This window comes from Enterobacter sp. Li2LvB3 (assembly GCF_056156645.1).
Genome location: NZ_JBSICG010000014.1, coordinates 65233 through 78927 on the forward strand (window position 1 = coordinate 65233; position 13695 = coordinate 78927).

Annotated in this window: 11 protein-coding genes; 7 read left to right on the forward strand and 4 right to left on the reverse strand. The window is 53.7% G+C overall.

Annotated features, from left to right (window positions below):
- The first annotated feature begins 6 nt into the window (after positions 1–6).
- The 6 genes from lpoB to ACS603_RS13210 all read left to right on the forward strand — a co-directional run bounded on the left by lpoB (position 7) and on the right by ACS603_RS13210 (position 5343).
- Positions 7–651, forward strand: a complete 645-nt coding sequence (lpoB, locus tag ACS603_RS13185; RefSeq protein WP_474944417.1) for a penicillin-binding protein activator LpoB — start codon at positions 7–9, stop codon at positions 649–651.
- Positions 632–1456, forward strand: coding sequence for a thiamine kinase (thiK, locus tag ACS603_RS13190; protein WP_182060475.1), 825 nt, complete (start codon positions 632–634; stop codon positions 1454–1456). The genes lpoB and thiK overlap by 20 nt, the downstream gene beginning before the upstream one ends.
- Positions 1457–1467: 11 nt before the next feature.
- Positions 1468–2493 (forward strand): beta-N-acetylhexosaminidase, encoded by a 1026-nt coding sequence (nagZ, locus tag ACS603_RS13195; protein WP_182060476.1) that lies wholly within the window; start codon positions 1468–1470, stop codon positions 2491–2493.
- A gap of 34 nt (positions 2494–2527) precedes the next feature.
- Positions 2528–3070 carry an alpha/beta hydrolase YcfP gene (ycfP, locus tag ACS603_RS13200; RefSeq protein WP_182060477.1) on the forward strand — a complete coding sequence of 181 codons (543 nt, stop codon included), beginning with the start codon at positions 2528–2530 and terminating at the stop codon, positions 3068–3070.
- 236 nt (positions 3071–3306) lie between these two features.
- Positions 3307–4611, forward strand: coding sequence for an NAD(P)/FAD-dependent oxidoreductase (locus ACS603_RS13205; protein WP_182060478.1), 1305 nt, complete (start codon positions 3307–3309; stop codon positions 4609–4611).
- A 192-nt stretch (positions 4612–4803) separates the two neighbouring features.
- The gene (locus ACS603_RS13210) at positions 4804–5343 is read left to right on the forward strand and encodes a glycine zipper 2TM domain-containing protein (RefSeq protein ID WP_182060479.1); all 540 of its coding nucleotides are present in this window, start codon (positions 4804–4806) and stop codon (positions 5341–5343) included.
- A gap of 62 nt (positions 5344–5405) precedes the next feature.
- Here ACS603_RS13210 and ACS603_RS13215 read toward each other — a convergent pair whose 3' ends face one another.
- Together ACS603_RS13215 and ACS603_RS13220 are read right to left on the reverse strand one after the other, a co-directional pair.
- Positions 5406–7604, reverse strand: a complete 2199-nt coding sequence (locus ACS603_RS13215; RefSeq protein ID WP_474944394.1) for a TonB-dependent siderophore receptor — start codon at positions 7602–7604, stop codon at positions 5406–5408.
- 205 nt (positions 7605–7809) lie between these two features.
- Positions 7810–8445: a TetR/AcrR family transcriptional regulator gene (locus tag ACS603_RS13220; protein ID WP_182060481.1), complete on the reverse strand. Its 636-nt coding sequence runs from the start codon at positions 8443–8445 to the stop codon at positions 7810–7812.
- Between the two features lie 245 nt (positions 8446–8690).
- Between ACS603_RS13220 and bhsA the strand changes: the two genes are divergently transcribed.
- A complete protein-coding gene (gene bhsA / locus ACS603_RS13225) occupies positions 8691–8948 on the forward strand; it encodes a multiple stress resistance protein BhsA (protein ID WP_315688324.1) in 258 nt (85 codons plus the stop codon).
- A gap of 76 nt (positions 8949–9024) precedes the next feature.
- Here the strand turns inward: bhsA and ldtC are convergent, their stop codons facing one another.
- Both ldtC and mfd read right to left on the reverse strand, forming a co-directional pair.
- Entirely contained in the window at positions 9025–9987 is a 963-nt protein-coding gene (ldtC, locus tag ACS603_RS13230) for a L,D-transpeptidase LdtC (RefSeq protein WP_474944395.1), read from the reverse strand.
- 155 nt (positions 9988–10142) lie between these two features.
- Entirely contained in the window at positions 10143–13589 is a 3447-nt protein-coding gene (gene mfd, locus ACS603_RS13235) for a transcription-repair coupling factor (RefSeq protein WP_474944396.1), read from the reverse strand.
- Between the last annotated feature and the right edge of the window lie 106 nt (positions 13590–13695).

A 13695-nucleotide genomic window follows, 5' to 3' on the forward strand; every position in this document is an offset into this window, starting at 1 on the left:
ACCTTGATTAAAAATATGAGCCGTTTTGCGCTCGTTACCGCATTTGCACTCTTCCTTTCAGGGTGTATGACGCGCATGGAACAACCTGCTCCTGTGGAAGAGGCGAAACCGGGCACGGCACAACCTGTACAGCCAACGCAGCCGGTGCCAACCGTGCCTTCTGTTCCGACCATCCCGGCGCAGCCTGGCCCAATCGAACATCCTGATGCAACGGCACAGCCTGCACCGCGCGTGCGTCACTACGACTGGAACGGCGCAATGCAGCCAATGGTCGGTAAAATGTTGCAGGCGCAGGGCGTTACCCCTGGCAGTGTGCTGCTGGTGGATAGCGTGAATAACCGCACTAACGGTTCCCTGAATGCGGGGGAAGCGACCGAAACGCTGCGTAATGCTCTGGCGAATAACGGTAAATTTACGCTGGTTTCTGCGCAGCAGCTCGCTGTTGCAAAACAGCAACTGGGGCTGTCTGCACAGGATAGTCTCGGTTCGCGTAGCAAGGCGATTGGTATCGCCCGTAACGTCGGCGCCCAGTATGTGCTTTATTCTAACGCCAGCGGTAACGTGAATACGCCAGCGTTGCAGATGCAGCTGATGCTGGTTCAGACAGGCGAAATTATCTGGTCGGGTAAAGGTGCCGTTACGCAACAATAACATCACGCGTGATGACGTTCTGACACGTTATTTTCCGCAGTATCGCCTTATCGCGCCGCAGGCCCATTCCGGGCTTGGCGGCGCGAGTTGCATTATCGCCCGGGGCGAACATCGGCTGGTGTTACGCCAGCACCATGATGACTCCGCTCCGGCTTCCCATTTTCGTCGACAGTACCGCGCATTAACGCGGCTTCCCGCAGAGCTTGTGCCGAAACCCCGGTTTTTTATGCAGGGCTGGATGGCGGTGGAATATCTTGCGGGCGAGATCAAAACCGGATTACCGGATACTCCCACGCTCGCCGCCATGTTGTATCATCTGCACCGCCAACGGCGTCTGGGCTGGCGCATCACGCTTTTACCCTTGCTTGAACAATACTGGCAGCAGGCGTCGCCCACCAGACGCACGCCTTTTTGGCTGGCGCAGCTCAAACGGCTGCGTAAAGCGGGTGAGCCACAGCCGCTGCGGCTTGCGCCTTTGCATATGGATGTTCACGCCGGAAATATCGTCCACACGCCAGTGGGTGACAGACTGATCGACTGGGAATATGCCGGTGACGGGGACGTTGCGCTGGAGCTTGCGGCAGTCTGGACGGCGGATGATGCTGCGCGCAGGCTGTTAATTCAGGCCTACGCCAGAGGCGCGCATATAGACCCTCAGACGCTTGCACACCAGGTCTGGCGCTGGCGGCCTTGGGTCCTGATGCTGATGGCTGGCTGGTTTGAAGTACGCTTGCAGCAATCGGCCGACAAACAATTTATCGCGCTGGCAGATGACGTCTGGCGCCAGTTACAAACTAAAGGATAAGAGAGGTTCGTGTGGGTCCAGTCATGTTGGATGTAGAAGGCTTTGAGCTGGATGCGGAGGAGCGCGAAATTCTGGCGCACCCGCTGGTTGGTGGCCTGATTCTGTTTACCCGCAACTATCACGACCCGGAGCAGCTGCGGGAACTGGTTCGACAAATTCGCGCGGCGTCACGCAATCAGCTGGTGGTGGCGGTAGACCAGGAAGGCGGGCGCGTGCAGCGTTTTCGCGAGGGCTTTACCCGCCTGCCAGCTGCGCAGTCTTTCGCAGCGCTGCTGGGCTCCGAAGAGGGCGGCAAGCTGGCGCAGGACGCAGGCTGGCTGATGGCAAGCGAAATGATTGCGATGGATATTGATATCAGCTTTGCACCCGTGCTGGATGTCGGGCATATCAGCGCGGCTATCGGCGAGCGTTCATATCATGAAGACCCGCGCATCGCACTGGCGATGGCCACACGTTTTATCGACGGGATGCACGATGCCGGGATGAAAACTACCGGCAAACACTTCCCGGGCCACGGGGCGGTCACGGCGGATTCTCACAAAGAAACCCCACGCGACCCGCGCCCTGAAGCGGAGATCCGTGCCAAAGACATGTCGGTGTTCCGTTCGCTTATCACCGATAACAAACTTGATGCCATTATGCCGGCACATGTTATCTACAGCGATGTCGATCCGCGCCCGGCGAGCGGCTCGGCACACTGGCTGAAAACCGTGCTGCGTCAGGAATTAGGTTTTAACGGCGTGATCTTCTCTGACGATTTGTCGATGGAAGGGGCTGCCATTATGGGCAGCTATGCTGAACGCGGACAGGCATCGCTGGATGCAGGTTGCGATATGATCCTGGTCTGCAATAATCGTAAAGGCGCAGTCAGTGTGTTGGATAACCTGTCGCCGATCAATGCTGAGCGTGTTACACAATTGTATCATAAAGGTTCATTTAGCCGTCAGGAGCTGATGGGCTCGGCGCGCTGGAAGACGGTCAATGCACAGCTTGAGGCGCTGAATGAGCGCTGGCAGGCACATAAGGCAGGCCTTTAATCCCTCCTGGTAGGCGTAGCGTGGTGAGAAGACGATGATCATCTATTTACACGGTTTTGACTCAAACAGTCCTGGTAATCATGAGAAAGTGCTGCAACTGCAGTTTATCGATCCGGATGTACGGCTGATTAGCTACAGCACGCGCCATCCGAAACATGATATGCAGCATTTGCTCAAAGAAGTGGACAAAATGTTGCAGCTTAATGTCGACGATCGCCCGCTGATTTGTGGGGTGGGTCTGGGCGGATATTGGGCTGAGAGGATTGGATTCTTGTGCGATATCCGTCAGGTGGTGTTCAACCCGAACCTGTTCCCGCATGAAAATATGGAAGGGAAGATCGACCGTCCGGAAGAGTATGCTGATATCGGAACCAAGTGCGTCAGCAACTTCCGTGAAAAGAATCGCGATCGTTGTCTGGTGATCCTGTCGCGTAATGATGAAGCCCTGAGCAGCACCCGTGCCGCCGAGCTGCTTCACCATTACTATGAAATTGTCTGGGACGAAGAACAGACCCACAAGTTCAAAAGTATCTCCCCGCATCTGCAACGCATCAAGGCCTTTAAAACCCTGGGTTAAAGGCATCTGACGTTCTCTAAAGCCTGGCGGCGTAAGCTTGCCGGGCTTTCTTTTTGCTAAAACTGTACAAATATCAGCCATCAAAACTTGATGCATATCAATTTTGGTATGACCAATGCGCCTGGCGTGTTATTCTCAATGCACCTGAATGGTTTCAGTGCTGTAACCTGTTGTTAATTAAGGGTTATTTTTATAACTTTTAATTAACAATTGGTTAATAATTTGAGGGGGTCACGTTGACTACGCCATTGAAAAAAATAGTGATTGTAGGCGGTGGTGCTGGCGGGCTGGAGCTGGCTACACAGCTGGGCAAAAAGCTGGGTCGCAGTAAAAAAGCTAAAATTACGCTGGTCGATCGTAACCACAGCCACCTGTGGAAACCACTGTTGCACGAAGTTGCAACCGGATCGTTGGATGAAGGGGTTGATGCGCTGAGCTATCTGGCACATGCGCGTAATCACCACTTCCAGTTCCAGCTGGGTTCCGTGGTTGACATCAACCGTGAAAGCAAAACCATCACGCTTGCCGAGTTGCGTGATGAAAAGGGCGAGTTGCTGGTTCCTGAACGCAAGCTGCCTTATGACACGCTGGTGATGGCTCTGGGCAGTACCTCCAACGATTTCAACACGCCTGGCGTGAAAGAACACTGCATCTTCCTGGATAACCCGCATCAGGCGCGCCGTTTCCATCAGGAAATGCTTAACCTGTTCCTGAAGTACACCAATAACATGGGTGCCAACGGCAAGGTTAACATCGCGATTGTCGGCGGTGGTGCTACGGGCGTGGAGCTCTCTGCTGAGCTGCACAATGCGGTCAAACAACTGCACAGCTACGGCTACAAAGGGCTGACCAACGAAGCGCTGAACGTGACGCTGGTCGAAGCGGGCGAACGCATTCTGCCTGCTCTGCCTCCGCGTATTTCCGGTGCGGCGCACAGTGAGTTAACCAAACTGGGCGTTCGCGTAATGACCCAGACAATGGTAACCAGCGCTGATGAAGGCGGTCTGCATACCAAAGATGGCGAATACATCGAAGCGGATCTGATGGTCTGGGCGGCAGGGATTAAAGCGCCAGATTTCATGAAAGATATCGGTGGCCTGGAAACGAACCGTATTAACCAGCTGGTGACTGAGCCAACGCTGCAAACCACCCGCGACCCGGAAATCTACGCGATTGGTGACTGTGCATCCTGTGCGCGTCCTGAAGGTGGTTTCGTGCCGCCACGTGCTCAGGCAGCGCACCAGATGGCAAGCCTTGTGCTGCACAATATTCTGGCGCAGACCAAAGGTAAACCAATGAAATCGTACGTTTATAAAGACCACGGTTCCCTGGTGTCGCTCTCTAACTTCTCTACCGTAGGCAGCCTGATGGGTAACCTGATGCGCGGCTCAATGATGGTAGAAGGGCGCATTGCACGCTTCGTGTACATCTCGCTGTACCGTATGCATCAGATTGCGCTGCACGGTTACTTCAAAACCGGCCTGATGATGCTGGTGGGTAGAATCAACCGCGTGATCCGTCCTCGCCTTAAACTGCACTAATCCCGCTCTCCCTCCGGGCTCCCCGGAGGGATTTTTAGCATATCATGCTGGTCATTCCATCTGCACCTCTTAGGAGTTCTCCTAAACAGGGCGATTCTGCCTACATCCCCACATTTTTAATCCTTTTTCTGATTGGCTAAGTCTGTCGTTAATTGCAGAATTGTTACCAATAGCAACAAAGGAGGAAGTCCCGTGAATAAATCAATGTTGGCGGGTATCGGGATTGGTGTTGCTGCTGCGTTAGGTGTGGCAGCGGTTGCCAGTCTCAACGTGCTTGATCGCGGCCCGCAGTATGCTCAGGTCGTTTCTGCTACCCCTATTAAAGAATCAGTAAAAACACCGCGTCAGGAATGCCGCAACGTGGCCGTTACGCATCGCCGTCCGGTTCAGGATGAAAACCGTATCGCCGGTTCAGTCCTGGGTGCGGTTGCAGGTGGTGTGCTCGGTCATCAGTTTGGTAACGGTCGTGGTAAATCTGTGGCGACCGTGGTTGGCGCGCTGGGTGGCGGCTATGCCGGTAACCAGGTTCAGGGCGCAATGCAGGATAACGATACCTACACCACGACTCAGCAGCGCTGCAAAACCGTCTATGACAAGTCAGAAAAAATGCTGGGTTATGACGTGACGTACAAAATTGGTGACCAGCAGGGCAAAATCCGCATGGATAAAGACCCTGGCAGCCAAATTCCGCTGGACGGAAATGGTCAGCTGGTCCTGAATAACAAAGTGTAAAAAAGACGTTCTCTGAATTTAGCTCCTCAAGCGCTCAGGCTGAGGAGCTTTTTTTTTGGCAATCAGAAGGTCAGAGCATAGTTAAGCCCAAAGGTACGACCGCGCCCTTTGTACTCGTACAATGCGGCATTGCCGTAAGTTGGGCTGTAGAGCAACGGTGCACGCTGGCCCCAGACGGTGGTGTACTGTTTATCCAGCAGGTTTTCAATGCTGAACGACAGTTTACCCAGCGGCAACTGATATCTGCTGAGGAAATCGACGGTGTTATAACCCTCAATTTCATTGCCTGCGGCGTCCGTCAGGTCAAAAGTTTGCTGAGTCTGAACACGCAGTGACCAGGGTTCAGGCGCCCAGCCTACATAGGCCGTAGCTTTCGACGGCGAGGCCTGAGTCACATCCCATTTTTCCCATGAACCGTTAGTTTTTATCTCTGATTTCAGGATGTTGAAATTACCACCCACGCTCCAGACGCTGTCAGGGATAACGTAATCCACCGCACCTTCCACGCCATAGATCCGGCGTTCCTGCGGGTTAACGTCAATGGTCATGTCGCTACGGTTGATGTCGATGGATTTATCCGAGAGAGAGTAATAGGCCGCAATTTGCGTGCGCAGGTTATCTCCGGTATAGCGCCAGCCCAGCTCATAGGAATCGACTTTGATCCCTTCAAGCTTCGCGTCATTCGGGTTAACGCTTTTCAGCAGCGCCAGGTGGCCTTGTGCATCGGCTTTTGCGTACGCGCCGTTCCCGTAATATTTGCCCGGATCTGGCAGTTCAACACCCTGAGAGAAGTTAAACCAGAGCTGCTGGCGTTCCGTAATGTGTGCAAGAATGCCGGCGTTAAACAGCAGGTTATCGTAATCCGTTTTACCGCCCGGGATTGCATCTGCTGAGGTAGCTTTGCCATTCGCAATCGCCTGCTGCTGCGAATAGCCAATAAAGTCATCAACGCGGTTCTCAGTCCATTGATAGCGAACCCCGCCACTTAAGGTGAAGATGTCATTGATGTCATAGCTGTTTTGCAGGAAGGGCGCGAAGTTGGTAATGCTGTAACCCGGATAACGACCAGTGGTGTAGGCAGAGTGGTTATTCATCCCGCCTGATGGCACTGACTTCGCCAGGTCAAAGAACATCTGGTTGGAATCGAATGTTTCATGGTCGGCATCGATACCCCAGGTCACCTGCCAGCTGTCGAGCAGCCTGCTGTTCAGGGTCAGTTTTGCGCCGTACTGATCGGTGTTTTGCTCAGAAGCCGCGAAGCTAGTGATGGTTTTGGTTTTTTGATCCACAGTCGGGAAGGGATAGAAACGCAAGGATTCATCACGGTAGTAAATTTGCCCTACCAGCTCTTGCCCCCAGAAGTCGGAATCGGAATATTGCAGGCTGATGAGATGGCGCTCTGTACCCGGAATACGATCAGAACTGAACCCGCTACGGGTCCGGGCGGTGCCACTTCCGGTCACGGCACTCATGTTTTTATCGAGATAAAGCCCGTAATCATCGTCACCCTGGCTTTTGTAATACTGCGTCACCACCTGCAACTGACGGGTATCGCTGATGTCGATTGTGCCTGTACCCATCACATCCAGACGATCAGAATGTTGTAATCCTGTCTGGGTGTTATCGAAGGTGAGGGCATCCCCGTTGCCGTCATACCAGCCGCCAAAACGTTGATAGGCCACCGAGAGGCGACCCGATGCATGGTCATTCCCTCCGCTGACGGCTGTTGCCACGCGCTCGTCATGGTCGTTGCTGTTGTTAAAGCCTGTCTTGCTGCCAAGCTCCAGATCAACCTGCGTTTCTGGCTGACCTTTTTTGGTCACGATGTTAATCAGACCACCGGTGCTGCCGCCGCCGTACAGGGCCGTAGAGCCAGAAATAACTTCAATATGTTCGATGTTAAAAGGATCAATCGAATCAAGCTGGCGGCTGTCGGTACGCGAAGAGTTAAGACGCACGCCATCAATTAACACCACAATGGCACGGCCACGCATGTTCATGCCGTAGTTTGTTCGTCCCTGGCTGCTGACATCCATACCGGGGATCAATTGCCCGAGAATATCCTTGAATTCCTTGCCACCCTGGACCTGTTGTTCAATTTCATGTCCTTCGATAATCCACGTGGTTTGCGCCATTTCTGCCACGGTACGATGGCTGCGGCTGGCACTGACAATCAGGTTTTCTTCATTGGTTTGTTCGGCGTAAAGCGGCATCGCGATGGCCAGCAATACAGGATTTAGCACCCAGAGACTTTTCTTCATCATCATTCCTTGTTGAGCGTTCGCTCTTTTTTATAGGCAGGTCAACATCACAATTTTGCATTGTGTAACAAATGTAAAAAATGCAAATGCGAATACTGCCGATAAAGAGTCTCATTATCAACCAATCAAAAAAGAGGATAAGCGTAGCGAGGAACAAAAAAGGGGGGAAGGGAAGAGAGGGCGGCAAGGGAGGCCGCCCAGGGGGTCAGACTTTAAGCAGTTCAGGCCACAGGCGTAGCGTGGTCTGGGTGATGCTTTGCAGTTTTTCCAGGCTTGCGCCTTCACGGGCGCTTATCGACATACCCTGCAAAATACAGCTCAGGTATTGCGACAGCACCTGTGGATGGCAATGGGCAGGAAGCTCACCGCGCCGCTGGCGCTCGGTCAGAAATGTACACAGCGTCTCCTCCTGCATCGCATGGCGCGATTTCACCGTGTTGGCAATCTCTTTAGAGGAGGCCGCAAGGGTGGCGGAGGTATTGATCATAAAGCAACCTGCCGGCGTATCTTTGCTGGTAAAGCAGGTGGCGACGGCGGTGAAATAGTCCTGCAGCGCCTGCTCAACCGTTTTTTCTTCACAGAAAAGCTGCGCTTCGTGTTTCGCCGCAAAGCGGGAAATGTATCTGTCCAGAACCGCCCTGAACAGACCCTCTTTATTCGTAAATTCCGCATACAGCGTAGGTGCTTTGGCGCCTGTGGCTTCCACAAGATCGGAGAGCGAGGTGGCTTCATACCCGTGCTGCCAGAAGAGTGTCATGGCCTTATCGAGCGCCGCTTCCCTGTCGAACACTTTTGGTCGGCCACGGCTTTTCTTTGCGCAACTCGTTACATCGGTTGTCATTTGCCGCGGATCCTCTGTTGGTTTGTTGAATGACCATTATAAAAATATTCGCAGCCCGCGACCAGCGCTGATTCAGCAAAAATAAATTATTCATATGGGTATGAAAAATAACGAAATTAAAATTAATGTAACGATCGTTATAAAAATATGTTGACGCGTGATGTAGATCACACTTATGATTTACCTATCGATCGTTAAGTAAATAACTAACGACCTCCAAATTCATCTGCCTAAAGGTAAACATCATGAAAAACGTAAAAACCCTGATCGCTGCCGCTGTACTGAGTTCTCTGTCATTCGCAAGCTTTGCGGCTGTTGAAGTGCAATCTACTCCGGTTGACCAGCATAAAGCCGGTACGATTTCTGCGACAGCAGGTACTAACCTGGGTTCTCTGGAAGATCAACTGGCACAAAAAGCAGAAGCGATGGGTGCTAAATCCTTCCGTATCACCTCTGTGACCGGTCCTAACACCCTTCACGGTACTGCGGTAATTTACAAATAAGTTTTGCAGAACCCTCATACTTGCCACTGCAAAAAAAACGCCCTGCATATGCAGGGCGTTTTGCTTTTTTGCGCTTTTACAGCGTCTGCTGGGGAATATCCTGATGACGTGTAACGTCAACCGGCATCCCCGCGCGCGCCTCCATTGCTCGCTCTATTACCGTATCGTCAGTATCGACGCTGGTTTTGAAACGATACATCTCTGCATTGAGGGGGATCGGCAGCGTTTGTGGATCATCACCGATGTTCTTCGATAAAGGCTGATGGATCTCCACCAGGCGTTTGCCGCCAGGCTCTTCAGACACCTTGATCGGCGTGTTGATGATGTTCACTTTTGTTCCTGGCGCTATCACGCTGTACAGGGTCTTGATATCGTCATCACGCAGGCGAATACAGCCGGAGCTAACCCGCATTCCGATACCAAAATCAGCATTGGTTCCATGCAGAAGATAGACGCCACCGTAAGCGGCAAGGCGGATAGCATGGTGACCCATCGGGTTATCCGGGCCAGCAGGAACCACCGCCGGTAAATCTATCCCCTGAGCCTTATAGCGTGCGCGAATATTGGCGGTCGGCGTCCAGGTCGGATTGGCGCGTTTATCCGACACTGTGGTCACCATGGTTGGGGTGAGCGTATCGCCGCCCAGTTGACCAATGCCAATAGGGTAGACGGTCACTTCATTTTTACCCGGTGGGTAGTAATAGAGGCGCAATTCGGCGAGGTTAATCACAATCCCTTCGCGCGGCGCATCAGGCAGCAACGTTTGCAGAGGAATGGTTAACACGCTCCCGGCGCGCGGCACATACGGGTCAACGCCCGGGTTAGCCTGTAACAGCGCCAGGAAGCCCACGTTATATTTTTTTGCAATCGCCTCAAGTGAACCGCCATTGTTTTCAACCACATGAAAGCGGTTTTCACCCACCACACGGCTGCCGGCAGGGGGAAGAGGCCAGGTGTTAGCCCGGGCAGGAAGCGCTATTGCCACCGCCGCAGCCAGCGCAAACAACGTTATCCAGCGAGTCATACGCGAAGAGGTCATTATTACCATAATCCATATAAATGATAAGGTTATTGTTATTCAAGAAGTTAATGATAATTATGACGAATGGATGTGTCGGGAAATCCAGGGGGTTTGCAAAGAGTTTGTAAATTGTCTCCCCGGCAGCGTTCATACTGCCGGGGAGTGAGGGCAAGTTATGCGATCGCGTTTTCTTCCAGCTGGCGCATAAAGTTACGCACCCAGTCCATGCGGGCTTTACGTTCAGCCAACTCCTGGGTGAATTTCAGACGCGTTGGCCCGTCCAGGCGGAAATGCTGCGGCTGTTTTTGCAGTAAACCAATCAGCCACACCGGATTGACGTGATTCTTCTCGGCAAACTCAATCACGCCACCTTTCTCATTACCTTCCAGCTTACGAATGCCCAGTTTCTGTGCCTGCTGACGCAGTCGGGCAATATCCAGCAGGTTTCGCGCGGCATCTGGCAGCAGGCCAAAGCGGTCAATAAGCTCAACTTTGATCTCCTCCAGTTCGTTTTCACTTTTCGCACTGGCAATGCGTTTGTAGAACGAAAGGCGAGTGTTCACATCCGGGATAAAATCGTCCGGCAGCAGGGACGGCATCCGCAGCTCGACTTCCGTTTGCTGGCTGGTCAAATCTTCCAGTGACGGTTCACGCCCGGCTTTTAGCGCATCAACGGCGTTTTCCAGCAGCTCCATATACAGCGAGAAGCCTATGGTTTCCATGGAACCACTCTGGTCTTCACCCAGTAATTCACCGGCACCGCGGATCTCCAGGTCGTGCGTTGCCAGGGCAAACCCTGCACCCAGATCTTCGAGCGAGGCGATGGCTTCCAGACGCTTTTGTGCATCAGTGGTCATCGATTTCGGATGCGGCGTCAGCAGCCAGGCGTAGGCCTGGTGGTGCGAACGCCCAACGCGGCCACGCAACTGGTGCAACTGCGCCAGACCAAAGTGATCAGCGCGTTCAATGATGATGGTATTTGCCGTTGGGATGTCGATACCGGTTTCAATAATGGTGGTACAGACCAGCACGTTAAAACGCTGGTGGTGGAAATCGTTCATCACCCGTTCCAGCTCGCGTTCACGCATCTGCCCGTGCCCAATGGCGATACGTGCTTCAGGAACCAGCTCCGCCAGTTTATCTGCCGCTTTCTGGATGTTTTCGACATCGTTAAAGAGATAGTAAACCTGCCCGCCGCGCAGCACCTCACGCAGAATGGCTTCGCGTACGACCAGGCTATCGTACTCGCGTACGAAGGTTTTTACCGCCAGGCGGCGTGCCGGTGGTGTGGCGATAATCGACAGATCGCGCATTCCACTCATGGCCATATTCAGGGTTCGCGGAATTGGCGTGGCGGTTAAGGTCAGGATGTCGACATCGGAGCGCATCGCTTTGATACGCTCTTTATGACGCACGCCGAAACGGTGCTCTTCATCGACAATCAGCAGCCCTAAATCTTTCCACTTCACATCGCTTTGCAGAAGTTTGTGGGTGCCGATAAGAATATCGATTTTGCCTTCGCTTGCCTGCTCCAGAATTTGCGTCTGCTCTTTGGCGCTGCGAAAACGGGAAAGCATCTCGATACGTACCGGCCAGTTGGCAAAGCGGTCGCGGAAGTTGTCATAATGCTGCTGGGCAAGAAGCGTGGTCGGCACCAGTACGGCGACCTGCTTGTTGTTCTCCACGGCCAGAAACGCTGCGCGCATCGCCACTTCGGTTTTCCCAAAGCCTACGTCTCCGCAGACCAGCCTGTCCATTGCCAGCGGCTGACACATATCACTCAATACCGCGTTGATGGCCTGGGCCTGATCCGGCGTGGTTTCAAACGGGAAGCTGTCGCAGAACAGCTGATACTGCTCTTTATCATGCTTAAAGGCATAACCTTCTTTTGCTGCGCGCTGGGCGTAAATGTCCAGCAGTTCAGCGGCCACATCACGCACTTTCTCGGCGGCTTTCTGGCGCGCGCGGGCCCAGGCATCACCGCCCAGTTTATGCAGCGGTGCGTTATCTTCGGCACCCCCGGCATAACGGCTAATCAGATGCAGTGACGAAACTGGTACGTAAAGTTTGGCGTCGTTGGCGTAGGTCAGCATCAGGTATTCACCCTTAATGCCGCCCGCCTCAAGGGTGGTCATCCCCTGATAACGACCAACACCGTGCTCAAGGTGAACAATGGGCTGGCCCGGGTGCAATTCCGCCAGGTTGCGGATAAGCGTATCCGGGTTAATGGTGCGGCGGCTATCCTGGCGGCGGCGTGCCACACGTTCGCCAAGCAGGTCACTTTCGCAGATCAGGGCCAGATTGTTGAGCGTATCGATAAAACCGTGCTCGGCGGCGCCGATCATCAGGTAACGCCCGTTAGCGTTGGCTTCATCAAGACGGAATATACGTTTAGGGGCGACTTTAATGCGCCCGAGCAGTTCACCTAATGCTTCGCGGCGGCCTTCACTTTCTACCGAGAAAATCACTGGCCCGGTAAAGGCCTCAAGGAATTTTCGCAGGCTATCCAGTGGCGATTTTTGCTGCGCCTGTACGGCCAAATCAGGCAGTTTCTGGAAGGCGAGGTTGGTGTTCGCGGCTTTATCGGCAAGGGTGTCCGTTTTGAGCTGCACACGCGGCCAGCGCTTAAGTTCTGCATTTAACTCATCGGTACGCAGCCACAGCTGTTCGGGTGGCAGCAATGGGCGCATCGGGTCAACCCCACGGCTCTCATAACGGGCGCGGGTTTCACCTTCAAAACGGCTGGCGCTGGCGTCGACATCTCCGGTGTTAACAATCAGCGTATTGGCCGGGAAATAGCTAAACAGCGCAGGCAATGGCTCGTTAAAGAACAGGGGCTGCCAGTATTCGATCCCGGTAGGTAGCGTGCCTTTGCTGACCTGCTGATAGATATGCTCCGCATCGCGCTTCACGTCGAACTTGTCGCGCCACTGGCTGCGGAAAAGCTCGATGGCGGTTTTGTCGGTCGGGAATTCGTGAGCAGGCAGCAGGTTGATGGATTCAACTTCTTCCAGCGTACGCTGAGTGTCGGCATCAAAGACACGCAGGCTGTCGATTTCGTCGTCAAAAAAGTCCAGACGGTAAGGCTGGTCGCTGCCCATCGGGTACAGATCCAGCAGGGCGCCGCGCGTGGCGTATTCGCCGTGTTCCATTACCTGATCAACATGGCGGTATCCGGCGCTTTCAAGCTGCGCGCGTAGGGCATCGCGCGACAGACGCTGGCCTTTTTTCATCACCAGCGCATGACCATGCAAATAGCTGTGCGGACAGACGCGCTGCATCAGGGTATTTACCGGCACAATCAGCACGCCGCGCTGCATGGACGGTAACTGGTAGAGCGTGGACAGGCGAGAGGAGATGATCTCCTGGTGCGGGGAGAAGCTGTCATACGGCAGCGTTTCCCAGTCAGCCAGGCTGAAGATCAGGTTATCGGTGAACTGGCGGATTTCGTCATGCAGGCGTAATGCATTTTGCATATCCGGGGCGACAAGTACGACCGGACCGGGATGCCGCTCTGCGATTTCTGCCACCAGTGTGGCGCACGCCGCGCCCGTGAGTTCACCCAGCTGGCGTTGGTCGCCCGCTTTGCCGGGCAAGGAATAACGGTAGTGTTCAGGCATGGCTATGTCAGAGTCTCTTATGGGTATACCCAGTATTGGGGCATATCACTGATACGCAATGTCTTTATTATCCTCGATCGTTTTGCATAAGCAAACTGGAACCGCA